Origin of the sequence: Paenibacillus sp. cl6col (assembly GCF_900102125.1) — a bacterium.
GTDB classification, from domain to species: Bacteria; Bacillota; Bacilli; order Paenibacillales; family Paenibacillaceae; genus Paenibacillus_B; species Paenibacillus_B suaedae.
Map to the genome: position 1 here is coordinate 564,507 of NZ_FNAZ01000002.1, position 25,105 is coordinate 589,611.

The 25,105-nt window shown below is 47.6% G+C and carries 23 protein-coding genes; 18 read left to right on the forward strand and 5 right to left on the reverse strand.

Translation table 11 applies throughout. The features are described 5' to 3' along the window. The first annotated feature begins 88 nt into the window (after positions 1-88). A complete protein-coding gene (locus tag BLS15_RS06700; RefSeq protein WP_090510587.1) occupies positions 89-925 on the forward strand; it encodes a hypothetical protein in 837 nt (278 codons plus the stop codon). 103 nt (positions 926-1,028) lie between these two features. On the opposite strand, the gene BLS15_RS06705 is transcribed toward BLS15_RS06700, so the two are convergent. Continuing rightward, positions 1,029-2,153, reverse strand: coding sequence for a mandelate racemase/muconate lactonizing enzyme family protein (locus BLS15_RS06705; protein WP_028533021.1), 1,125 nt, complete (start codon positions 2,151-2,153; stop codon positions 1,029-1,031). 118 nt (positions 2,154-2,271) lie between these two features. Here BLS15_RS06705 and BLS15_RS06710 point away from each other — a divergent pair, with 118 nt between their 5' ends. Genes BLS15_RS06710 through BLS15_RS06720 form a run of 3 tightly spaced genes read left to right on the forward strand, consistent with a single transcriptional unit; the run spans position 2,272 to position 4,864 of the window. After that, positions 2,272-2,667 (forward strand): hypothetical protein, encoded by a 396-nt coding sequence (locus BLS15_RS06710; protein WP_021253827.1) that lies wholly within the window; start codon positions 2,272-2,274, stop codon positions 2,665-2,667. 32 nt (positions 2,668-2,699) lie between these two features. After that, entirely contained in the window at positions 2,700-3,296 is a 597-nt protein-coding gene (locus BLS15_RS06715; protein ID WP_021253826.1) for a gluconate 2-dehydrogenase subunit 3 family protein, read from the forward strand. Further along, positions 3,293-4,864: a GMC family oxidoreductase gene (locus BLS15_RS06720; RefSeq protein WP_090510590.1), complete on the forward strand. Its 1,572-nt coding sequence runs from the start codon at positions 3,293-3,295 to the stop codon at positions 4,862-4,864. Before BLS15_RS06715 ends, BLS15_RS06720 begins: the two co-directional genes overlap by 4 nt. Before the next feature lie 236 nt (positions 4,865-5,100). Here BLS15_RS06720 and BLS15_RS06725 read toward each other — a convergent pair whose 3' ends face one another. From BLS15_RS06725 to BLS15_RS06735, 3 genes are all read right to left on the reverse strand, one after another. Continuing rightward, the gene (locus tag BLS15_RS06725) at positions 5,101-5,535 is read right to left on the reverse strand and encodes a MarR family winged helix-turn-helix transcriptional regulator (RefSeq protein ID WP_021253824.1); all 435 of its coding nucleotides are present in this window, start codon (positions 5,533-5,535) and stop codon (positions 5,101-5,103) included. Between the two features lie 66 nt (positions 5,536-5,601). Continuing rightward, positions 5,602-8,112: an excinuclease ABC subunit UvrA gene (gene uvrA, locus BLS15_RS06730; protein WP_090510593.1), complete on the reverse strand. Its 2,511-nt coding sequence runs from the start codon at positions 8,110-8,112 to the stop codon at positions 5,602-5,604. A 242-nt stretch (positions 8,113-8,354) separates the two neighbouring features. After that, positions 8,355-9,464: a nitric oxide synthase oxygenase gene (locus tag BLS15_RS06735; RefSeq protein ID WP_090510595.1), complete on the reverse strand. Its 1,110-nt coding sequence runs from the start codon at positions 9,462-9,464 to the stop codon at positions 8,355-8,357. 235 nt (positions 9,465-9,699) lie between these two features. On the opposite strand from BLS15_RS06735, the gene BLS15_RS06740 reads away from it, so the two are divergent. From BLS15_RS06740 to BLS15_RS06775, 8 genes are all read left to right on the forward strand, one after another. Beyond that, positions 9,700-10,674 carry a helix-turn-helix transcriptional regulator gene (locus BLS15_RS06740; RefSeq protein ID WP_028533019.1) on the forward strand — a complete coding sequence of 325 codons (975 nt, stop codon included), beginning with the start codon at positions 9,700-9,702 and terminating at the stop codon, positions 10,672-10,674. Between the two features lie 83 nt (positions 10,675-10,757). Continuing rightward, the gene (locus BLS15_RS06745; protein ID WP_028533018.1) at positions 10,758-11,444 is read left to right on the forward strand and encodes an AlkZ-related protein; all 687 of its coding nucleotides are present in this window, start codon (positions 10,758-10,760) and stop codon (positions 11,442-11,444) included. Positions 11,445-11,524: 80 nt separating this feature from the next. Continuing rightward, positions 11,525-12,418 carry a hypothetical protein gene (locus BLS15_RS06750; RefSeq protein ID WP_090510598.1) on the forward strand — a complete coding sequence of 298 codons (894 nt, stop codon included), beginning with the start codon at positions 11,525-11,527 and terminating at the stop codon, positions 12,416-12,418. 105 nt (positions 12,419-12,523) lie between these two features. Beyond that, positions 12,524-13,432 carry a helix-turn-helix transcriptional regulator gene (locus BLS15_RS06755; protein ID WP_254777311.1) on the forward strand — a complete coding sequence of 303 codons (909 nt, stop codon included), beginning with the start codon at positions 12,524-12,526 and terminating at the stop codon, positions 13,430-13,432. A 113-nt stretch (positions 13,433-13,545) separates the two neighbouring features. Next, complete coding sequence (locus tag BLS15_RS06760) at positions 13,546-14,556, forward strand: hypothetical protein (protein WP_051614142.1); 1,011 nt, start codon at positions 13,546-13,548, stop codon at positions 14,554-14,556. A gap of 37 nt (positions 14,557-14,593) precedes the next feature. Next, entirely contained in the window at positions 14,594-15,583 is a 990-nt protein-coding gene (locus tag BLS15_RS06765; protein ID WP_021253816.1) for a hypothetical protein, read from the forward strand. A 24-nt stretch (positions 15,584-15,607) separates the two neighbouring features. Then, a complete protein-coding gene (locus BLS15_RS06770) occupies positions 15,608-15,799 on the forward strand; it encodes a hypothetical protein (RefSeq protein WP_021253815.1) in 192 nt (63 codons plus the stop codon). 335 nt (positions 15,800-16,134) lie between these two features. Next, a complete protein-coding gene (locus BLS15_RS06775) occupies positions 16,135-17,880 on the forward strand; it encodes a methyl-accepting chemotaxis protein (RefSeq protein ID WP_028533016.1) in 1,746 nt (581 codons plus the stop codon). A 76-nt stretch (positions 17,881-17,956) separates the two neighbouring features. Here BLS15_RS06775 and BLS15_RS06780 read toward each other — a convergent pair whose 3' ends face one another. After that, entirely contained in the window at positions 17,957-18,589 is a 633-nt protein-coding gene (locus BLS15_RS06780) for a LysE/ArgO family amino acid transporter (protein ID WP_021253813.1), read from the reverse strand. A 156-nt stretch (positions 18,590-18,745) separates the two neighbouring features. Here BLS15_RS06780 and BLS15_RS06785 point away from each other — a divergent pair, with 156 nt between their 5' ends. From BLS15_RS06785 to BLS15_RS06810, 6 genes are all read left to right on the forward strand, one after another. Beyond that, a complete protein-coding gene (locus BLS15_RS06785; RefSeq protein WP_090510605.1) occupies positions 18,746-20,224 on the forward strand; it encodes an aminotransferase-like domain-containing protein in 1,479 nt (492 codons plus the stop codon). 90 nt (positions 20,225-20,314) lie between these two features. Continuing rightward, on the forward strand, positions 20,315-20,518 hold the full coding sequence (locus BLS15_RS06790; RefSeq protein WP_021253811.1) for a helix-turn-helix transcriptional regulator: 204 nt from the start codon (positions 20,315-20,317) through the stop codon (positions 20,516-20,518). Then, positions 20,515-20,718, forward strand: coding sequence for a hypothetical protein (locus tag BLS15_RS06795; protein WP_021253810.1), 204 nt, complete (start codon positions 20,515-20,517; stop codon positions 20,716-20,718). Before BLS15_RS06790 ends, BLS15_RS06795 begins: the two co-directional genes overlap by 4 nt. Before the next feature lie 181 nt (positions 20,719-20,899). Beyond that, a complete protein-coding gene (locus tag BLS15_RS06800; RefSeq protein ID WP_021253809.1) occupies positions 20,900-21,232 on the forward strand; it encodes a YbjQ family protein in 333 nt (110 codons plus the stop codon). Further along, a complete protein-coding gene (locus BLS15_RS06805; protein WP_021253808.1) occupies positions 21,229-21,453 on the forward strand; it encodes a hypothetical protein in 225 nt (74 codons plus the stop codon). The genes BLS15_RS06800 and BLS15_RS06805 overlap by 4 nt, the downstream gene beginning before the upstream one ends. A gap of 369 nt (positions 21,454-21,822) precedes the next feature. Then, positions 21,823-25,002: a glycoside hydrolase family 10-like protein gene (locus tag BLS15_RS06810; protein ID WP_051614140.1), complete on the forward strand. Its 3,180-nt coding sequence runs from the start codon at positions 21,823-21,825 to the stop codon at positions 25,000-25,002. Positions 25,003-25,105 lie beyond the last annotated feature (103 nt).

The window sequence follows — 25,105 nt, forward strand, 5'->3', positions numbered from 1 at the left end:
TTTCTTTTTTTTGCAATGCCACCATTGCTCGTATCGACCATTCAGGTATGAGGATGCGCAAGCAATGATTGAGAGAAGGTGTTAGAACGTGGCGAAGCAGCGTCATCAAAGTACAACAGGAAAAGTGACAAAGCCACGACGGGTGAGTGGTTGGTTTATCTTTTTTCTACTAACGGATCTGCTTGTTTTCGGTGGCTTTGCTATTATGTACAGTGAATCTAAGGGCTGGGAAAAGGAATTGCAGAATGCGGTTCCTGTTGAAACGGTGACTCCAGAAATGACAGGCGTCGTAGCGATAACAGGTACGCTTACCTCTCGAAATCCTGCCCTGGATGAACATTTGGCTTCATCTTATGCGCTGCTCGTGAAAGAGGATCGAAGGTGGTCGTGCAATTCTCGCAATTGCAGTTATGTGACAACAATGACGACAACCGTCGGTGACGTGAACGGATTGTCGGTGAACGGGATCCCGCTTCAGCCGTCCGTATTCCGCCTGACCGATCTTACTGTGCCGCTGCACGAGGGGACGCTCCGCAATCCGGACGAGGAGGTCGAGAACAACCGCGTGCTGGTAGTGGCGCCGAAAGAGACGGCACTGAGCTATGCGGGCGTTCCAAATGGCGATGAGGTTACCATACTCGGGCAGGCAGAGGAAGGACAGCTGAAACCAATGTCATTTCCAAATGGCACGGATTCCGTCTTGTATGGAGGCTTGCCGCCCTATGCACCGAAGGACAAGCCGGAAACGATCGAAAGAGGATATGTCGTAGGTTCGTCGCTGGATGCTATCATAGCTCATGAGAAAAATATGCAGAATGACGTCATTTGGACCGTGCTCATCGTTGGCTTACTGCTGCTGCCTGTAACGCTGCTGCTGGCCCCATGGCCGAAGAAACAGCGAGGTTCAAGGAGCCTGAAGCGATAATATTTCTCGTAAATGGATACATAAATACGAATTGCAATATTGTTGGGCGAAGCCAGAGCTTCGCCTTTTTTCGTTGCGCAAAAGAAACGCTGGTCAGATTCAATTACCAGAAACGCGATCCGTCCCAGCGGTAATGGCTAAGCATGTCTTCATCGATGGCTGTCCCGATGCCGGGGCCGTTCGGAATATTGACGGTTCCATGATGAATGTGAAGCGGAACCAAGGCCGTAAATGGATTGTCCATTACGTCCCACTCTATCGGTTCAACCGCTTCGTCGGCGTCCATTTTGCTCCAGGCAGGCAAGCAAGCGTGAGCGAACAGCGCGTAGCAGCGGGCTAAAGCGCCATCGAAGGTATGCGGGGTTACGCGAATGGTCGCTGTGCGTGCGAGCTTTAGTACGTCGCGATAGGCATCGATACCGCCAAGATGAAGCGGATCGGGCTGAACAATATCCAGCGCTTGCTGAACGATGGCTTGATGGAACAGCGAGGGAGTCGTGGCATTTTCACCGCCTGCAACCGGAATGTTCAGTCGAAGTCGACAATGCGCGAATTGATCCCATGCGTTCAAGGGCAATGGCTCTTCGAACCAGAGCCAATTTTCGTATTGATTGACCAGGGAGTTCCAGCTGCTGGCCGTGGCAGCATCATAGCTTCCATTAGCGTCCAATGCAATTCCTACACGCTGCCCGTACCGTTCTTGGACGGCGCGGACATGGCGAATATCATCAGCGAGTGATTTCCCGCCTACTTTTATTTTCACGTTAATAAACCCCTCTTGAACCGCCTGCTCCATATCCTTTAGCGATTGGGCTACCCAATCCGATGCATCTGAATACGATTGAAGCGATGCGTACAAGGGGAGTGAACGTCTAACCGCGCCACCCCAAAGCTCGCAAATCGATAATTTCGCGCTGTGCGCAACGATTTCCGTCAACGCCATGCTGACCGCAGCTGCGGGTCTATCATGCTTTTGCTTGGATAATGCAGTGATAATGGCATTTCGTTCCCGGGCATCCTTGCCAAGTAGGAATGGAATGACGGCGTGTTCAAACTCAGCTTCCAGAGCAGGCAGCCATCCCGAACATTCACCCCATCCAGTAAGTCCGGATTTCGTCGTAATTTTGATCAGGTAAGCGGAACGGAACTTCTTCAAGCCATTAGCATCTCCGTAGGGACGGGGGATTCGATATAACAACGGGTACGTGTCGATCTTGTGAATGAGCAAGAGTAACCTCCTAATAAAAATGATGACCTATGTTTTAAGTATGGGATATGTTGGAACACTTTTATAAGCGGCTATCGCAAAAGAAAAAAATTATGATTCGTAAGAAAGAGGGAACGCGATGGGATGGGAAGGTTGGCCAATCGAGAGGATGCTCATTTTATTCGTCAGTTTAGCCTTTTGTTTAATCGGCATACAAGTGACGATGTCTCATTATCGGCAAAATTTTCACCATAAAGCGATGTGGGTACCCGTGCTGGCAGCTCCGTTGTTTTTTGTGTTCGGGTTGATTCTCGTCTGCTTTCACGTGGCATGGCTGCGTGTTTTTTTCCAATTCCTCATGTGGGTTGGAGCTTTGGCGGGACTGGTCGGTTTTTATTTTCATGTTCGTGGTGTAGGAAAGCGGGTCGGGGGCTATCAATCACATAACTTTCTAATTGGGCCTCCTGTCATCATGCCGCTCATGATTACCGCGATGAGCCTGCTTGGGATAATAGCGCTGTATTGGCGAGCGTAATGGTTGAAGATGACTGTACTGGAGTGAGATTGATGGTGAGAAGAACGCGGTATCCTTCATTCAATGTACTGGATGAACGCGAGGCATGGGATACCCATACCCAAGCCATCGTGACGAGCAGAATAAGTAAGTCGCAGTCCTGCACCGTGTTAGATGGTGAGGAATATAAGCTGCTGCAACAGGTATGTTCCGCGCTCGTCGATGACGAGAGAGAGGAAGTAATTCAATATGTGCTCGCCCACGTAGACCAGACATTAAAGGATACGACGACGGGAGAAGGGGAACGCAGAACGGGCGTGCCGGAGCGCAAAATGCTTATTCTTGAAGGGATTCAGCATTTAGACAAGTTCCTGTTGCAAGTTACGGGGAAAAAAGCGAGCAAATGTGAAGCACAGCAGCTTACCGAGGTGCTTCGGCAAATTAGCGATGGACGAGCGGATTATTCGAAATGGCCCAGCGATCTTCAACGCGAATGGTTCGTGAAGATGCTTAATCTGACTGTCGAGGCGTATTGCTCGCATCCTATCGTATGGTCTGAGATGGGGTATGCCGGCCCTGCATACCCGCGCGGCTATGTTCGCGGCGATATCGGACGGCTTGATCCATGGGAGGCGAAGGAAGAAGCATGATACTGCGTAAATTTGCTGATGAGGCGGACGTTGTAATCGTTGGCGCCGGTGCCGCCGGCGGCGTGCTTGCTAAGGAATTGAGCGAGGCTGGGTTCCGCGTCGTTGTACTGGAGGCCGGGCCGTTTCGCGATCCGCAGCAGGACTTTGCAAGCGACGAGCTCACCATGAAAAACTTAGGCTGGCAGGACACCCGCATTGTAGACGGAAAAGACCCGCTGACGATGGGGCATAACAACTCCGGTCGCGGTGTAGGCGGAGGAACGGTGCATTTTACGGCCGTGTTTCTTCGATTCCATGAATCTGACTTCCGCACCAAGACACTGGATGGCGTTGGAGAAGACTGGCCCATACGTTATGAGGATCTTGAGCCGTATTACTCGCGCATTGAGAAAGAGATTGCGGTATCCGGCCCGAAGCATTTCCCTTGGGGCAGCTACCATGGGCCTTATCCGCATCCAGAACGGGATCCGCTGAGTCCGAATGCTTATTTATTCATGAAGGGCTGCGAGAATTTGGGGATTCGTTCGTCTGTTCCGCCGCTAGCCATCATATCCGCGCCGTTCGACGGCCGTCCGCCATGCATCAACAGGGGCTTTTGCAACCAAGGTTGCATGCCGAATTCGAAATTCAGCACGTTAATTGTGCATATTCCGAAGGCTATCGCTGCAGGAGCGGAGGTGCTAGCCGATTGCATGGTAACCCAAGTGCTAACGGGAAACGACGGCAAGGTAACGGGCGTAACGTTCGTGCATAAAGGCGTGACCTATGCGCAGAAGGCAAAAGTAGTCATCTTGTCCGCTTTTGCGGTTGAGACGCCAAGACTGATGCTTCACTCCGCGAATAGCCGCTATCCGGATGGTCTTGCTAATAGCAGTGGTTGGGTTGGCAAAGCGATTATGCCGCACAGCAGCGAGGACGTTTATGCCAAGTTCGACCGCGATATACGGCTGTACAAGGGAACTCCGGTACTGGCAACGACGCAAGACTTCTATGAGACGGACAAAAGCAGGGGATTCGCGCGAGGCTACACTCTTCATGCTCATGGCGCCAGACCTGTCGGGTTCGCTCAAGGCCTGAGCAAGTCGAAGACAGGCCCGATCTGGGGAAGCCGGCTTAAGGAAGAGCTGCTGGACTATAATTACTACGGAAGAATAACGATGGTAGGGGAGGTGCTGCCGAACCCGGACAATCGGGTAACGCTTGTCGGTGAGAAGGATGAGAATGGAGTGCCGCGGGCCAAGGTAACGTTCAGCTATGGAGAGAATGACCGGAAGCTAATCGAGCATGCCGTTGGCAAAATGAGCGCAATTCTGGAAGCGGAAGGCGGCGATGTCAAATATGTCGTGCCGGATACCGCTCATCTCATGGGTGGCTGCCGAATGGGCACGAATCCGCAGACTTCTGTCGTCAATTCGTATGGGCAATGCCATAATATTCCCAATTTGTTCGTCTGCGATGCCAGCATGTTCGTGACATCCGGCGGAGCTAACCCGACGAATACCGTAATGTCACTGGCTCTGCGAACCGCCGATTACATCAAGGAACAAGCGAAGAAGCTGGAGCTGTAATAAGCTTCCTTCATTAAATCGTTTGAGTAATGTCAATGACGTGGAAAGACCATAGGAACTTTTCGTTCCTATGGTCTTTCTTGCCATTTCATTCGGAGCAATAAACGATTTACCTTCCAACTTGATTGAGAAAAAACTGGCAGGATTGCAATTCATTGCGGATATTTATGCTGGACGGGTGTAGTTACGGTTATGAATAACTATCATGCTTGTTATTGCTATGCGTAGTTTACTTCCTACTCCATATTCCCCGTCAGTGATTGATTTATCTTCCCGCATAAGTTTGCAAACTGTCGCAGCTCGTCATCACTGAGCCCATCGCGAATTCGATTCATGATGCCATGGCGAGAGATTGCCGCCTTCTGGAGGAAGGCGTGACCTTGTTCAGTAATTTCATGATACATGTAGCGTCGATCATGAGTATCGCGTGTTTGTGTAATCATGTTTTTATCGATAAGTTTCTTTGTTAATTTGGAAATCGCGGATAATGTCGTATGGATCGAATCTGCAAGCTCTCGAGTCGTTTTTGCTCCATTCGTAGCAAGCAGATCCAATATATTGTATTGAGCGGAAGTGATTCCTTCGACATTGAACCGATTATGCTCCGCGACCAGCTTGCATTGGAGCATCGTAAATTCATTTTCGAAATCGCATGTGTTATGTTCGGTCAATTTTTCCTCATCCTTTCTACTCGCACCTTTTCGGGAACTTGGCACGCCATTTCCTATGGCTATATTTTATAGATAAGCCCCTATAATGGAGTCATTGCTGGATTTCAACGAATCGGGCGTACCGGTGGCGATTACGGTACCACCCTCATGCCCTCCTCCTGGGCCAAGCTCGATCACCCAATCCGAATTTGCAATAAGTTGGGTAGTATGCTCGATCAGTAGAACCGAATCCCCGCGATCGACGAGCCGATTCAATACGGCAAGCAATTTGCTCGTATCCTGGTCATGCAATCCGACGGAAGGCTCATCCAATATGTACAGCGTGTGGCCGCTGCGGGCATTGGACAGTTCTGCTGCCAGCTTGACGCGCTGCGCCTCGCCTCCAGAGAATGTGCTGGATGGTTGCCCCATTCGTAAATATCCTAAGCCTATATCGCATAAGCAATCCAGCTTGGCTGCGATCTTCGGAATATCGCGGAACAGTTCTCTTGCTTGCCCGATGCTCATGCCCAATACATCGGCTATGGAATGTCCATGCCATTGCACAGACAGTATTTTCTCACGATACCGCTTCCCGTGGCAAGTCGGACAAGGAATCAAGCGATCGGCCATGAAGTGCATCTGAACCTTAAGACTGCCCGTGCCTTTGCAGGATTCACATCTTCCTCCAGCTACATTGAAGGAGAAATCAGAAGCTTTCAACCGCAAGCCTTGTCTAGAGGCCAATTCCTTGAACCATTCCCGAATGTCATCGAATACCTTTGTATAGGTTGCAGCATTAGAACGGGACATTTTGCCCATCGCTTGCTGATCGACAACGACGAGATGCTGAATATGTTCTATACCGCCAATTCGGCTGGAAGCATTCGATGCCGAACCAATTGATTGCAACTGGGGAAGCAGCTCTTCCATGACAAGCGTGGACTTTCCGGAGCCCGACACGCCAGCAATGGCGGTAATGATGCCCAGAGGAACGTCGACCGTAATATGCTTTAAGTTGTTTGCGTGTGCATCGCGGATGGTTAATGTGCGGTTCCAGCTTCGAGCGGTTGAACGATGCCGATTCAGAGATTCACGAAGGCTTTGAGCCGTCATGGATTCCGGATGATTCAGCAGCTTATTAACCGTGCCTTGGAAGACAAGCTCTCCTCCTAGCTCTCCTGCGCCTGGACCGATGTCCACTACATAATCGGCTTGTCGGATAACATCGATATCATGTTCAATAACAATTACAGTGTTGCCGAGTGAGGCCAGCTTACGCACCGAACGCATCAGCTTGTCGGTATCCTGCGGGTGCAAGCCTGTCGTAGGTTCATCAAGTACGCAGATCATGCCGCTCAAGTTCGAATTCAGCAAAGAGGCCAGCCGCATACGTTGCGCTTCTCCGCCAGACAGGCTGGAAAAGCTTCGATCTAGTGATAGATAGTTCAGTCCCGCATTCATGAGACTTCGTGTACGTTCCCGTAATTCCCTGCAGATAGGCTGAGCCGCTTCGACGTATCGATCAGGCAGAGCAGAAGGTAGGTCTTCAAGCCAATTCAGCAGTTGAGTTAGAGACATAGACATGAGATGATGGATGGGCGTCCCGTTCACCAGGACGTACGAGCTTGTTGCGTTCAACCGCGAACCATGACAGGACTCGCAAGGAACAGTACGGAGGAAGCGGGCGAATTCCAGCAGCGATTCCTCGTCATCATCACCCTCGTAATATCGGCGCAGTAGGCTGTTCACGGCACCTTCATATTTGCCTTGCTTCATATTGGATGGGGCAGGGGCATCAGGGCGAAGCTCGCGAATGCGTGGATCGTCCGTGCCGTACAGCAGCATGTGACGCACGATGTCCGGCAATTCGCCGATCGGCTGCTGAAGATCTTCTTCATACAGAGGAAGGTGATAATATTTGGCTGCACGCAGGAGAAGCGGGGCAAAGTGCCACAGGAATCCCCTTTTCCATACTTGGATGCCTCCATCTTGAATCGATAAATCGGGACGTACAATTACATCGAGAATGGGCACTATTTGTTCGCCCAGACCGGTACACGCCGGGCACGCACCGAGCTGTGAATTGAAGGAAAAGTGAGCCATGGTTATATTTTCAACGGGTTGTCCGCAAGAAGGACACGCATAGTGCACCTGATGGGAATGTTCTTCCTCAGACAGACGAACAGGGGTCGTACGTATATCCGCATAACTGAACGCAGCTTGGCAATGCGGACAAGCACGCTCTCCAATTGCCGTATACAGCAAACGCAGATATGTATAAATCTCACTATATGTTCCAACGGTAGAGCGTCGGCTAAAGTTATGATGATGCTGACTAACGCTGACGATAGGAGACAGACCGTAGATGTTGTCATAATCCGGCCGCTGCACGTTGTCTGCTGCATGACCGGAAGCACTAACAAATTTGCGCTCACCCTCTTGGACAAGTATGTTAAACAGCAGGGTTGATTTCCCTGAACCAGATACGCCGGATACAACGGACAATTGATTTCGTGGAAAACGAACAGTGACATCCTTCAAGTTATGTTCCCGAGCCCCTTGAATGACGATCCACTCGGGTGATGATGTAGTCATGTTAACTCCTCCTTATTATTTGAAAAGCTCAATAGTTGAGAGAGGAAACTATTGATTACAGAAATTAATATAGACCTGTACGTAGAAGTTGTCAAATGGCGCTAGAATGAGACTCTGAGACTCATTACGCTACGTGCACCCGCAATTGGTTGTCACAATGTTCTGTGTTACGGAATAAAAAGAAAGGAGCCTGCTCGGCTATTTTGGCGAGCAGGCCCTTGTGAGAACAGAATAATTGATGATCATGCTTCGTTAATATACGGTACAGATTGATAATAGAAATTCGGATTCACAATCGTATTGTCGTAGCTTTGGTGGAAAATAGGCGTTGCGGCGGGTGACATCGGTGGAATCAGCCATGTCCAGTCGCCTGTATGAGCACGGTCACAACTCTGTTCCTGCTCCTGGAACTTAACGAATTGTTGTGCTGCCGTATGGTGGTCTACGATGCTAACACCCGCTTCCTTGAAGGAGTGAAGCACTGCGGCATTAAGCTCAACAAGAGCCCTGTCCTTCCACAGTGATGTATTCGACAGCGTAGACAGCCCCATTTGCTCTGCGATGACTGGCAGCAAATTGTATCGTCCTTCATCGGCCAAATTCCGTGCGCCGATTTCTGTTCCCATGTACCAGCCATTGAATGGCGCGGCAGGATAGGAGATGCCGCCGATTTCAAGGCGCATATCAGCAATAAGCGGCACGGCATACCAACGCAGCTGCAGCTCGGCAAACCATTCGAACTCAGGATGGCTGAGCGGCACCTCTATAACGGAGGACTTCGGTATCTCAAATACCTGCGGTGGGTTCGTACCTGTCTGAATGACAAGAGGCAGTACATCGAACGGTGTGCGTTCTCCCTGCCATCCAAGTGATTCACATATTCGGGTAAATGGGAGCGAGTGTGGATCTCCCATGATGCCTTGGCTAGTCTCATAGCCAGCATAGCGAATCAACTGATGATTCCATATCCGAACAGGATGCATTCCGTCTGGATGAGCAGGTGGAAAAATCGTGATTGCAGGACGTATCCGGCCATCATTTGTTGCGAAGTCAATATGTTGGACTAACGCGTCTGCGATCTGCTTATCCTCGGTTAAATGTCTGGCATCAACCACATGCAAGGATGACCAGAACAAGCGGCCAATACAGCGATTGCTATTGCGCCAAGCCATCTTAGCTCCGTGAGTTAGTTCTTCTGCAGTATGCGAATAAGTGCCAGTATGTTCAATCTCGGAATGTATTTGTGATAAGCGCCCCTCTATGTCAGCAGGGAGCTTGCCGAGCTCTTGATAGCATTGCCTAATAAATGTTGAAGCTTCTTCTAGAAGCGTATGCTTCGCGTATACGTTCATCTTCCGATGTCCTTCCTTGCGACGAAAGCGCCGTAATGTGTCGGATTAACTATATCAGATTCTAACAGTTTGGTATGTACCAATGATGACGATGTCGATGAGATGTAACAATTTCAGCCGGAAAATCGTCGCAAAAATTTTGTTACCCGATCATAAATGGTGACATACAAGCTGTCACCATTCACATGATATAATCAGGACAAACCGTGAAAATTATCCAGCTAAGGAGAGGCCATTGAAACGAATCGATCGATTAATTGCTATCATTATCGCCCTACATCACCGTTCCGAAACGGCTCAATCGTTAGCAGAGAAATTCGAAGTCTCCCGCCGTACCATTATCCGAGATATGCAAGCATTGGGCGAGATGGGAGTACCGTTATATGCGACAGCGGGTTCAAGCGGGGGCTATCGGTTAATGGATGGCTACATGCTCCAGCCGCTTCAATTATCGACCACAGAAGCATTAACCGTGCTCTTCGCGCTGCAAGGCATGACACAGCTTCCCGATTCACCATTCAATCAGGAGCGTTGGACGGTCATGGACAAGCTGAAGCAGATCGTATCCAGTGAAGTACTGACTGAGGTGGAACCGATGTTAGAGCGTGTCGAGCTGTCCGTACCTACAAGAAACTACCGTGCTCCGCAGTTGAAGCAGCTGATTGCGCATCTATCACAGGCGAAGCCCAAGTGGCTCCATATATTCTATCGTTCACAGAAGCATCAGCGTTGGTTGTATATCCAGCCGAAGCGGATATATTCGGCACATGGGTTCTGGTATTGTGAAGCTTATTCGTTAACACATGGTGAAGACCGATCATTTCGTGTCGATCGTATGTCTCAAATCTCGATAGCCGAAGATGAAGATGTACGCACAGTACAGGGCAACGGGGACAACGGCAAGGGCAGCCCAATAAAGCGGAATCTAGAAGCCGTGAAGAAGGAAGACCCGATCCGAATCCGGGCAAAACTGACCTATCGCGGCATGCTGCTTGTCGAGCAAGATGAACATATTGGGGAATTGGTGCATGAAACCGGTGAAGATGTAGGAGAGGTTGAGTTTAACTGTCCCCAGTCAGAATGGGAATGGGCACAGCGCTTCTTCTATGGCCTTGGCTTGGATGCTGAGGTGTTGGAGCCTGTGGAATTGCGAGAAGCCATTTATAAGCATGCTCATCAGGTATGTGAGAGGTATAAGGGAACAAAGTAGGCCTTTAGGTCTCTCTTTGATACATAGCGTTTGGAACAGAGGAAGAAGATGTTAGATCAGACGAAGAAGGGATGAGATCGAAGATGAGCGCGAATACGAATTTGATTCACAATTATAAAGAAGCAGTTGAGCTTATTCGCCAAGTGGGTATTCTGCCGCTGGCCAACCTCGCACCCCATCACCCTTCACTTGCGGGTGTGACAGAAGAATCGGCATGGCATAGTGACACCGATGCGGATCCGTGGCGTTGGCGGGTTCAATTTCCTGGGGATGGGGTTGCTGCCTACGGCAAGTTCATCAAGAAGAAAGGGGTGTTTATCTCGCTGGAGTGGGTACCGATTGTCCGCTCGGTGCTTGGCGATACTCGTTCCGTCAAGGAACGGTATGCAGCAGGTGAGATGTCGCCGGAGGCGAAACTGTTGTATGGCATCATTGTTGAACATCCCGGTATCGATACGAGGCTGCTGCGAGTGAAGGCAGATATGAAATCCCCTGATCAGAAGAAGGCATTCGACAATGCGTTAAATGAGCTGCAGGGGACGATGGATATTGTCATCTCGGGTGTGACAGAACGGCGAAATAGCGCTGGCGAAGTGAACGGATGGAATAGCACCTCCTATGAGACGATTGACCATTGGCTGGAGAATCTGGGTATCGAGACGTCAATGATATCTGTACAGGATGCGAAGGAACAGCTCTATGAACGTCTTGCTCGTTCTACGACTTCGGAAGCGTTAACTTATTTTACTAAAAACATGAAGCTGCGTTAAACATGCAAGTGACGAAGCGGGGAAATAATGTTTATGTGAAAGTAAATTAATTACATTAAATAGTAATGGAGTTGGTATAAATGTTGAGTGTAGACAGCTTCAATCGTGCGCAGCGCTTTATTTACGAGAATGCGAGACTGCTCGACCGCAGACGTTTTGAATATCATTTCGACCAAGGGAGCAAGGCAGCTGTTATCATGGCCCTTACAGGTTTTCAGAATGAGGATGGCGGCTTCGGTCAAGCGCTGGAGCCTGATATTCGTTGTCCGCATAGTCAGCCTGTACCGACAGAAGTAGCACTATCCATTATGCACGAGATTGACGAATATGACCGAGGGTTAATCGTTGGAATCGGTAGCTATTTGAAATCGGTTACAGTGGGCGATACTGGAGGATTCCCTCTTATTCAGACGTCGGCGAATGAATATCCACACGCGCCTTGGTGGACAGTCGCCGATGATCGTCAAGCCTCCATAAATCCTACGGGACATATTCTTGGGTATTTGATGAAGCAGCATACCGTACCTGAGCTCAGCCGAGAAGAATGGTTCCAGCAGGCTGAGCAGTTCATGTGGAATCAGCTAGAGGCAGCCGATAATGAAGGCTATCACAGCAATATACAATATATCTCCTTCTTAACTGCTCATCCGGATAAAGAACGAGCAGAGAGGGCATTGCAGAAGGTGAACGAATGGCTGCAGCTGCCATGTGTCATTGAACGCAATACGAAGGCGGAAGGGTATGTTCATAAGGTGCTGGATTGGGCACCAACGCGTCACAGCTACTGCGTACAATTTGTCACTGAGAAAGAAATCGAAGAGCATCTGCAATCCCTTGTGGAGGAGCAGCAGGAGGATGGCGGTTGGCCAATAAGCTGGCCAGCAGTGAGTCCAGCAGGCGAGATGGAATGGCGGGGATACGTAACCGTCAATCGGCTGCTGACGTTGAAGTCATATGGATGGTTGCAACGCTAACAATAACGACGATAAGGCCAACTTCCAACAATTACGAAGTTATGCACAACAAGTGATTTTGTTGTTTTGTCTATGTCTACAAGGGGGAACTTGGATTTGAGCAACATGCATCGAATTTTATGGTTTGATCAAGAAGTACGATCGAATCATTTTCCGAATTGCACTCAATTAGCACATCAATTCGAGCTGTCTACCAGACAAGCCAATCGAGATATTGAATACATGGTCAACTCTCTTGGAGCTCCTCTTCAGTATGATGCCAAAAAAAGAGGCTATCGGTATACGGATGCGACATTTGCTTTGCCAAGCACGTATATTACGGAAGAATTAAGACGAACGCTAGCATTCTTGTCTCATCGTTATCAGGATTACAATTATGGCGGTTATGATGAATACCAAGCGAAATTGCCAATTATGCTGCAAATATCAGAATTGTTCCGTCGCTTGTCAGACGTTAATGAGCTGCAGTCTCAGCAAATTCCAGCTTATGAGATCAATGCCGAGATCATTGACATAGCAAATCAACTAAGCATGTCCATTCAGAACAACCAAGTGCTTACCATTCAATATGACGGCATGGAAGGAGCAGAGACGTATACGTTTCACCCCTATAAGCTGTGCTACAAGCAATACGTCGATTACGTCATTGGATGGTGCAAGCAGGAGGAGGAGCAGAAGATGCTTCGCTTGGATCGAATCATCCGAATGGAACGAGCAGCGGGAATATCTCGGCTAAATGGTGAACTGCCCTCTACCTTCGGTTCATCGAATCTTCCTGTTCAGCCATTTACGGCAATCATAGAGTTTATAGATAAGCCTTCGGAAGCATGGAGAGATTACAATCTTATGAAACGAGAAGATTCGGTGGTATTCGAGATCCAATTTTTCGATGTGTCCTTATTTATAGATCAGTTGATGTCAACAAGAGAATGGGCAAGGATTGTGAAACCGAAATGGCTGAAAGAGAAGGTAAAAGCAAGATGTGAACAAATAATGGGGATGCTTAGCGAATAGGCGTAAATATAACAGGAAAGACAAAAAACAAAACGAATTTTAAGGTATGACATTATATGTCGTACCTTCTTTACTATAATTGGATTATCGCGATAAGAGAGGAGCGGCCGCTCATGAGTATAGGAACTACTCTATCTCTTTCTTTTCAAATTGAACATCGTTCTTACGTGGATGCCCTGCATGCTGTTCTCACGGGTGCTGGTCTGTACGAGGGTTCGAAATATATGCTAGGCGGAATGACAGGTCTATTATCTAAGTTTGTTATTCACAAGGAATTATCAAGGAGCTCAGTTACAGCGTACGGCAACTTGGGAGAAGAACATGGCAATGCGCTCCTTCGAATTGGGATTGAATCAAATCAATTTGCTTGGCATACGCGTCAACGTACGTTTGAATTGGCGCAGCAGGAGTCGATACGTCATATTCAGCACAGCATCGATCAAGGAATAGGCGTCGTGTATTGGAAGCCTGAGTTTGCCGTGATTACGGGTTATGACGATGAGGACGAAGTGTTCTTCTATCTAGACGGTTACTCGAAGGAACAACAAGTGCTGCTGTATCGGAATTTTGGCATCATCGATAATCCTACGCCATTCTGGTACTATCAAACGATTATTGGTGCAGTGGACATGCCGTACCAAGAAATCTACCGAGAGTCGCTAATTACAGCAGTTACAGATTGGGATACGCCGCATCGAACTTTGCCGGATCTGGACTTTGCTGCAGGCTGTAAAGCATACGAATATATGATTGCCGCCCTGTCTAGCCAACACTATCATTCGCATGGGGGCGCTTATACCATTAGCTCTTATGCTGGTATCAAGCGTGACATGATGAATTATCTGGCTACTATCCAAGGAAAGCTTGGTATATCTGATGAGGTCATTCAACTTTATCAACTTGTAGATGAGGCATTTCAAGTCATGAAAGCGACGGTTCAGAATGGTACGGGACATGAGCTGTGCATCCAATCAGACCATGTACCACAGCTAATCGAGCAGGCTCACCTTGCGATGGAACATGAACGAGCAGCGATTGAAATACTGCGCACTGAAATCGGTTACGAGGAAGTCATGCGTTCGCGTTCCAACAGTCTCCACTGGGGATCGACGGCGCCAAGATAATTGCGGTCAACAACTATGAATAGGTGCAGGTGAAGAGATGACGTCTATTATCCTTGAAAATATGAAAATCGTACCGGAAACAAAAACGTTTATCGATCATTTCCATAGTGTACTGCTGGCCGGCGGGCTAACCACGTATCCGAAGCATACGATTGCGTGTATGTCATCATTGGCCTTCCGCATGTCCGTTCATCGTCAGTTGGATGCTATATCTGTGACGGCCTATAACTGGCCTGCCGAACATTTCGTTGCTGCGGATTTGCTTGGTCTCTACTCAGAGACGTATGCAGGCTACAATACAGATCCGGTCTTCCCGGTCTCTCGTAAGTATGCAATCGAAGAAATGAAGCTTTCTCTACAAGAAGGTGTTGGACTCATTTATTGGCACGATCAGTACTACACGATCTATGGCTATGACGAAGCGCAGCAGTGTTTTTTCGCAGTAGATTCGTGCGGGAATAGCGGATGCAAGGTGTCTTATCAGACACTCGGGCAAACGGGAAATTCGTCGATTGTATTTATCCAGCGGATATCCAAGCGCAGCATTTCCATAGATGTACGTGATCTGATTACGGAATCGCTGGTGCAGGCGATTTATAAATGGGAGCAGCATGATAGCATTTTGCCGCCAGAGCAATTTGCATGTGGCGAACAAGCTTATGATGCAATGATAGAGGAAATCCAGTCGGGTACGGCGGATTGGGATGGGGCGGAGCAAACATTGTCCATGTATCGTACCTTCAAGCACTACATTGCTCGTTATTTGCATGATATGAAGCAATCGATGGATGGGCTGGAGCAACTGGCAGAGAAATATCGAGTTCTAGCTGACTTATACGATGATATTGTTGCAATCCTCCGAAGATTACGACACGACTGGAATGATGCGCATGAAGAGGGGCTATGTCACGAGATGGTGACCACTCTTATCTCTGCCCAACAAATTGAAAAAGATGCTATAGAAGCTATGAAACAGGTGGTGAAGGACGTTCGCGAAGCGCGCGGAGCCACACCACATTTACGATAATAGATACGAAAAAGGGGAAACGAAATGGCTAAAACAAAACGCGGTAAAGCATTATGGAACGTTCCATCACATGGACGGGGAACATGCCCAGTGTGTGGAAGCACACGGATTAAAGTATTGTACACGCAAACAAAAAGCGATGGCACATCTCTTAAAGTTTGCAAAAAATGTGTAAAAGCGACTCAATATCGAATTGATATGGCGTTATCTGGTTAGTAGTTAGTGCTTCGTAGTTATGTTGTCTGTGCATGCAGAATCTTACCATCAACATCCTTGCCGATTATTTAGGCAAGGATGTTTTTTTTGTAGATGACTTCGTTTAAAAGGGACGTTTTTTCTCCTTACTCGGATATATATGCTCTTGTTTTCTGAAAAATATCTACAACATTTTTAAACGTGTCTATTCATTTTTGTCGAAAAATGACGATATATAGCTCATTGACATAGACTGATTGGTCAGTAAATACGGACAAGGTTTATAGGCAATAAGGATTCGAATGGAAAGAACTCCTGTATATAACCTGTTTGTCAGTCAACTAGGGGGCTATTGAATGAAAAACAAAGGCTTAGTGATGAAATCTATCATCGTCGTGACCGTTCTTCTTATGGTCATGTCTATTGTATTCATATCATCCTCATATATGATGGAGCGAAGAATCTATAATGATGAATTACTATCCCTTCATACTACGCTTACGAAGAATATCGAGATAGAAAAGGAGGGTATTGCAGGAGCTGCTAACAAGCTCAAGTCAATGGATTCCTCACAATATGCAAAGGATAAGAATATTGTTTGGATTCAGGAGAGCTTGAACAGCATGGTACGCGACAATTTCATTTCGAATTCGTACTTGCTTGCTCCCGGTTTCACGGAACGTGATGGAAAGTTCTATCTGAAGGTGCTTCAAGGCAACGATTCCTTCGTTGAATTTGGAAATGCGCCAGGAAGCGAGTATGAGATCAAGCCAGAGCTTGTCGATGCGATCCATGAGATGGAGCGGACAGGTGTTGGCTTTAGTGACATCTATGAAGATCTTGATGGCGAATGGATTACGGTGCTGAAGCCGATCAATAATGACAGGAATGAGACGATAGCGGTGTTTGCCGTAGATTTCAATAATAAGAAGATTGACGGCGATCTGAATGCCATGTTGTGGAAAATTATTGGTATCGGCTCATCGATAGGTATCATATTCATTATCGTGATCGCATTCTTAATACGCCGATTAGTTCGGCCGCTTACACAGCTGTCCGTTCTGTCCACGAGAGTGGCGGCCGGCGATTTAACGGTATCTATTCCGGTTCGCTCGAAAGATGAAATCGGCGTTCTATCTGATAGTTTTAACACGATGATTGCTCAAATCAAGCACTTGGTTACCAATGTCAAGACGACCGCTGATCAGGTCGCGGAATCGTCACAGCAACTAACGGTAATCGCCACGCAAACATCTCAGTCTAGCTATGAAATATCCAATTCTATTCAAGAGGTTGCAACTGGTTCAGAATCGCAGATGCAAGGGGCTGAAGAAAGTAAGGCTGCTATGGAGGAAATTGCAATCGGCATCCAGCGGATTGCTGAATCATCCTCTGCCGTATCAGAACTGAGCATCGACGCAACAGAGTCGGTTGATCAAGGCAATCAGGTTGTCCAGCTGACGGTGAAGCAAATGGCACAGATCAGAAATTCCGTCAGTCGTTCTGAAGGGATTACGCGGTCTTTGTTGAATCAATCCGAGAAGATAGAGCATATCGTCAGTATCATTGGCAATGTAGCGGTGCAAACCAATCTATTGGCGCTCAATGCATCTATTGAAGCGGCACGGGCAGGCGAACATGGACGAGGCTTCGGCGTTGTTGCCCAAGAGGTGCGCAAGCTTGCAGAGCAAACGAAGGACTCTACGGAACAAATTGCTGAGATGCTGAATACGGTAATTGCACATACGAAGGAACTGGCCGAAGCGATGGGAGAAAATACGGAGCAGGCTGAACAAGGTACCTTGATTGTGCAGGAGGCTGGGGAGCATTTCAACAAAATATGGACATCCGTGCAGCAGGTCACGGAGCAAATTCAAGAAGTATCGGCAGCCGCTGAAGAAATGTCTGCTGGAAGTGAGGAGGTTGCTGCCACTTTGGACAACCTTGCTACCATAGCAAAGGATTCCTCACTGAATACACAGAGTGTTGCCGCATCGACCGAAGAGCAGCTTGCTATTGTGGAAGAAATATCGGATACAGCTACCTTATTGAATCGCAAAATGCAAGATCTGCAAGAAGAACTTCGAATCTTTACGGTTTAAAAATGAACAAGACTCCCTGCTCGCTGGAAGAGCAGGGAGTCTTGCTTGTATTACGTTCCTCATATAAGGATCGCAGTTATCCAATTACAGTCAGGCCACCGGTTAGCAGTTGAACCAACATGTATACCGCAATCAACCAAATGGTAATTGCGGATATCTTGTTCAACCAAGTGAGGATGCGGCCGTCAGCATCGATTTTATTAGTGAAATGACCTGCTACAGCTAGTCCCAGGAACCACAGCCACGATACTGCGATACAGGCTATCGTAAACATCCACTTGAGTTTATCAGAATATTGCAAAGAGTTCGTTCCAATAACGCCAATCGTATCGAGAATCGCGTGTGGATTCAGAAGAGAGACGGACATGGCGAACATCATTTGCTTCGGGATACTCATAGCACTTCCCTGACTGCCATTCAACTTGCTTGACGACTTCCACAAACTCCAACCCATAAATAACAGAAAGAAGAATCCCAGTAGATACAGTCCGTATTGAAGCCATTTCCACTTCCAGATGAATAGCGAGATGCCTTGAACTGCGGCTAGAATAAGCAGGGTATCGCATAATGCCGCTGTTATCACGACAGGGATGGCCTTTACGAACGGCTTAGATAAAGCCCCTTGATTGAAAATAAACACATTTTGTGCGCCTAACGGCAATATAAGGCCAAGTGCGAGCAATATTCCGTGAACGAATGCCTCGACCATTGATATCTACCTCCGTATGTCATCATCAATAGAACCGGTTCTAAGACAATATCATAACGCAGCAATTTACAATTGTCCCCGACCATTTGGTTGAGTTCTTGACCAACCAAATTCTATAATAAGCTTATCAATCAACTTGGTGCAGGAGAGGAACATATGCCAAAGACGTGCAGCATTGACTACAGCGATTGGAGACTCGAACGATCCTCATCGATCGCGCTGTATAAACAAATCGAGCATTATATGAAATCTAAAATTTTGTCTAAGGAATGGGAAGCGGGTGCGAGACTCCCTGCACAGCGTGAGCTTGCGAAGCAATTGGGTGTGAATCGCAGCACGCTGGTGGCGGCCTTGGATTGCTTGACTGATGCGGGGTTTATTGAAGGGAATAGCGGAGGGGGGACAGTTATATCGGACATGGCCCATCGTGTCGACAGCATGTCTCCTATTCTGCCGAATTGGAATGCGTATGTGGAAGAAGGCTCACATTATCCCAATTTACCGATTATTCAGACGATAAATAACATGGAATTCTCACCGCAAATGATTCGTATGGGCACGGGTGAGCTTGCCCCTGACTTATTGCCAACAAAAGAGATGGAGAAAACGATACGCGGTGTAATCGATCATGGAATATCACTTGGGTATGAACAGCCGCTTGGGCACTATCCGCTGCGAGAACAGCTCAGCAAGCAGTTGTCGGTGCAAGGCATCGAAGCCGCGCCTAATTCGATATTGATTGTCTCGGGGGCACTTCAAGCACTGCAGCTCATTGCAGCAGGCCTCGTTGGTCGTGGATCAACGATGCTCGTAGAGAAGCCCTCCTATTTATATTCTATTCATGCCTTCCAATCGGCCGGACTAAGAATGGTTGGTGTACCAATGGATCAAGGCGGTATACAAGTGAATGCTCTGGAGCAGTATGCATTACAGTATAAGGCTTCGCTGCTGTATACGATACCAAGCTTCCATAATCCAACGGGTACGGTGATGGAGCAGGACAGAAGAGAAGCATTAATGAACATTAGCAATCGCATTGGATTGCCGATTATTGAAGACAGTGCCTACGAAGCGTTATGGCTGGATGCCCCGGCGCCACGATCATTGAAGTCTATGGATGAGCATGGACAAGTCCTCTACGTAGGAACGATGTCCAAGTGTGTTTGCCCTGGCCTGCGAATGGGCTGGATTGTTGGTTCGAAGCAGGTGATAGAACGCTTGGCAGATATTAAAATGCAGATGGATTACGGCTCCAGCTCATTATCGCAACAAGTTGCGGCGGAGTGGCTCCGATCGGGTCTTCACGAGTCGCGCATGCAACACATTCGTGTTCAGCTGCGTTTGCGAAGAGACTTTTTGCTTGACCAGTTGAGACAGTATTGGTCATCTTTTGCAGCATGGAGAGTTCCCCAAGGCGGTTTTTACATATGGGTGACCATGGATAGGTCAATTGCAATCGAAGCCTTGTTCAAGCATGCGCTAGCTTGTGGAATTCTGCTGAATCCAGGTCATATCTATGATCGCTCGAGCAAGCATCAACTCCGACTATCGTACGCTTACGCAAGCTTTGAAGAAATGGAGCGGGCTATCCATTTGATTGCAATGTGGGTAAAGAATAAGAATGTCACCGAATGATAGGATGTCAAAAGTATTTGACATAAGACTATTGATCATTATAATAAAAGATGTAAAATGTTTTTTACATTTGAGGAGATAGAACTCGTTATGAAAAACAAGATATCAGAGCTGCGCAAGCGAATGGGCATGTCACAGCAAGAGCTGGCTCAGCGGTGTGAAGTGAGTCGGCAGACGATTAACGCGATTGAGAATGATAAGTATGATCCAACCTTAGCGCTAGCGTTCAAGCTGTCACGAACGTTAGAGGTCACAGTCGATCAGTTGTTTACTTATGAGGAGGCATCACGATGAGAAAGCAAGATGAAATGGAACGTTATCATAATGACAAGTCAGCGAAGAACGGCTACATGTTCTATACGATCGCATTGCTGATATGGGGGCTGTATGATTTTACTGTCAAGGGGAATAGCGGATTGCAATTTACTATCCTATTAATCGGGAACGCCATCTTCCTATGGACACGCGTCTACTATAAGCGAAAAGTAATGTAATAATTACCGTGAAAAATCGATGAGATAGGGTCACTTATCTAATCATATAAACTTAATTATGTAAACTAAAATAAATAATGATGAAGATTGAACGCAAGGATCGTCTCAACCGTACTATAGATACATTATGATTCATTATGGGTTTCCGTCTAGAAAAGGCGGTTGAGGAGGAGTATTGACGATGATTATCGTAACGACAGAGCAAGTGGCCAATTATGAAGTAAAGGAAGTACTCGGTACAGCATTCGGGCTGACCGTTCGCGCACGAGGGTTGGGGAAGGATATCGCTGCTGCATTCAAAGGATTGGTAGGAGGCGAAATCACTCAATATACGGAAATGCTAGAGGATGCACGGAAGCAAGCGCTGGATCGCTTAGTATCGAACGCACAAGCAATGGGTGCGGATGCTGTCATTATGGTGCGTTTTGACTCTGGTGAAGTCGGAACCAATATGAGCGAAATTGTTGCATACGGCACGGCTGTAACGCTTCGGCCGAAGCGAGAAGTAAGATGATTACGTTTTTGATTGTTTATTTTTCATTGCAGCTGCTCTTTTTTATTGTGTTTCTTATCGTCTCGGCCTTCCGAGATCGCCGTCACCAAGCGAATGAACATGAACATGTGCCGGAAGGCTTCGAGAAGACTTCGGAAGTTAGTATCGACCCGTCAACAGGGAAAAAGGTAACGGTTTATTACAATCTGCGTACAGGACAGCGATGGTACCGCGTGGAGTAACAATGGAAGGATGCAATCTACGAATGAACAATCTTGTTAACGTGGTTGCTTCCAATAGCCAGATACCTCGATACTCAAGTAATACCCTAGCGTTGGCTAGGCTGGTTCGTAAGTCGTAACGGTACTTATGAGCCCGCGCTGCCAGCTGCTGGGGTATTTTTATTCATTTTCAGCCACAGAGAACAGTGATACCGAATTACGTCCCCAGTCCTATTCATTAGACAAAAGTATACTTTTGTCGCTATATACATTCGGTTTGAAATATTTTAAACTTAAACTGCTTCAAAGATTGAAATAAAATTTCATTCATCTAGAGCCGACATACGATGATGTTCTCATTACTCGATATCCAAAGGGAGGGAATTAACATTGTATTTTGCAAGGAACCGGGCTCGTATCTTACTCATGTCGATGATGTCGGTCGTGCTTATGTTCAGCACAATTGTAAACGCTTCCGCAATGAGTTCCTCTGATTTATCCTCTTCATCCTTATCGTCATCTGAAGCGCAGGCAGAACCGCTCGCATCAGGCAGTACGGCTTCATCCCAGATTATTGAAGACTTCGAGCAGCTTCAACAGCTGTCTGCAACCTCAGTAAGAGTAGTCCCTGGTTCTGTTAAGGCGGTTCTAACCTCACGACCGGAACCGGTACAACATGATGAACATGCAGTAAAGCTTACCTATGATTTCACGGAAACGACGGGAACATCAGCGGCTTATCTGAATTTCTTGAACGCATCTGGGGGAGTAGGGCGTGAAATAAAAGGATATCCATCTTCAATCGGAGTGTGGGTGTATGGGGATGGAAATAAGCACTGGCTGCGAGGTCAACTGCAGGATGCTGGCGGAGCGAAGCCCACGATTGACCTTACTACTAGCAGCGGGCTCAGCTGGAATGGCTGGAGGTACGTTACTGCGAGTTTGCCTACTAATCTTGTTCAGCCTATCAAATTGAATCAGCTCTATGTGGTAGAAACGAATGATCGGAATAAAAATAGCGGCGCTATTTATTTTGATAGCCTGCGAGCTATTTATGGATCGACAAATATATATGAGCTAACGATGATCGGCTTGCCTCCTTTGCAGGTAGGAGAAACAAAACGGGTTCAGGTGTTAGCGACTTCTGCTGGTGAAGCAGAACAAGTAGATGTGACGAAGGAAGCCGTACTTATCAGTGATGATCCTTCCATTGTCGCTGTAAATCCAGACAATTCACTTACTGCTGTGGCCGAAGGGCGCACAAGACTAACGGCTCGCTACATGCAAGCACCAGAATCCGTAGTTGATGTAGTCGTCAGCCAAGCCGCTCCAGTCATTCAGCAGTTGAACTTGTATGGAGCACCAGCTATGGAGATAGGTGAGCGCGTGAAGACCCATACATTGGCGCGATATGAAGGTGCTGCGAAGCCTGTATCCATGCTGGAAGGAGTTAGCTACAATAGCAGCAATCCGGAGGTTGCTTCCATTGATGCAGCTGGTATGGTCACTGCACAAGCGAACGGAACGACTGTTATGCGGGCGGTATATGGCGAATTCTCCTCCGCTTATGAATTGAAGGTATCCGTGCCTCAGCCGAAGCTGGAACGACTTGAGCTGACCGGCTTGCATGCAATGACTATCGGTGAGTCGCTGCAAGGGAAGGTGACAGCATACTATTCCGATGGCTCTTCCTCAGAAGTATCGACAGGCGTTGTGTTTAAATCCAGTCAGCCGCACAATGCAACGATAGATGCTAGCGGGAACGTCATGGCTCTTCAAGTAGGCATTAGCTCCATAACTGCTGCTTACGGAGGCAAGACTGCTGATTTCACACTTGTCGTGAACAAGGATACAATCCTGCCTAAGCGGCAATTGCGAGCGGGTTGGATTGCTTCCGTCGTCAATATTGATTGGCCGCGTGAAGGCGTAGTTACGGAAAGAGAGCAGAAGCAAGACTTTGTTAATCTTCTCAATGAATTAGAAACAGCAGGCATGAATGCTATTGTGATGCAAATTAAACCGACTGCAGATGCCTTCTATCCGTCTAAATATGCACCTTGGTCGGAGTGGCTCACTGGCGTACAGGGCAAGGATCCTGGCTATAACCCGCTTCAATTCATGATTGATGAAGCACACAAGCGCAATATGGAATTCCACGCATGGTTCAATCCGTATCGTGTAAGTATGCAGCCAGATATCAACAAGTTAGTTCCCGACCATCCTGCAAGATTGCATCCAGATTGGGTAGTTTCTTATGGCGGCAAGCTCTACTTCAATCCAGGGGTGCCGGAAGCGAAGCGATTCGTAATGGACAGCATCATGGAGGTCGTCAACAATTATGACATTGACGCGGTTCATTTCGACGATTACTTCTATCCGTATAAGGTAGATGGGGTAGAGTTCCCTGATCGCGCGACCTACCAGCAGTATGGAGCTGGTTTCTCCGATATTACGGACTGGAGACGCAATAATGTGAATACCTTCATTGAGGAATTGTCCAAAGAAATGAAGCAGGCGAAGCCTCATATGAAATTCGGCATCAGCCCATTCGGCGTATGGCGCAACAAAGCGACAGATCCGACAGGCTCGGATACAACAGCTGGGGTTCAGAATTATGATGACCTCTATGCAGATACACGCTTGTGGATTCAAAAGGGATGGATTGATTACATTACGCCACAGATTTACTGGTATTTTGGCTTTACTCCTGCAGCCTTCGAGAAGCTTGTGGATTGGTGGGTGAAGGAAACAGAAGGAACACATACACAGCTCTATGTTGGTCACGCCGATTACAAGGTGAATGATCCGAACACGCCAGCCTGGCTCAATCCCGATGAGCTTCCAAATCAATTGAAATACCTGCTCAACTTCGATACGGTAAAGGGGAGCATGCATTTCAGCACCGTCGATATTCTCAATAATCCGCTTGGGTTGAAGGATCGACTAAGCGGGGACAGTTACCGGTATAAAGCCCTTGTGCCAGAGATGCCGTGGCTTCCAGCTAATACTCCATCTGTACCGAAGCTTACAACTGCACATGTCACCGATAAAGGAGTTCACCTGTCATGGGAGGACGTTACGAACAGCTCGGCTGCTTACTATGTGATCTATCGGGCAGAGGGCGGCGAGTCGATTAATGTCAATGATCCGAAGCAAATCGTGAAGACGATACGTAAAATAAACGGCGCATATCAATTTCACCTTGATACGACAGGTGAGCTAGGCAAACAATATACGTATGCGGTTACGGCGGCTGACCGTCTGCACAACGAGAGTGCGCCTAGCCAATCCAAATGGATCTGGAATGAACCGCTTGTCTCAATTGAGTTGAAGGGCGATACGAATATGACAGCGGGGAAACAACAGCAACTGAAGGTGTTCGGAGTTGGCAAGAGTGGGAATCGAGTGGAGTTGACGAATGATCTTCGCTTCACATCCAATCAGCCTTCGGTGTTGTCCATTAACGAGGCAGGCATGGTGAAGGCGAATAAATCGGGTACCGCTGTTGTGACCGTAAAGTATGGAAGTTTCTTGCAGAGCATAATGCAAATTAAAGTGTCACAGAAGTAGTTGGACATATCACAGCACGATATTCGTTACAGCATATTCAGTGGAAATAGAAGCATACGAGAGCCAGTGCCAGTGTTCCTTGCGAATGCTGGCATTGTTTATG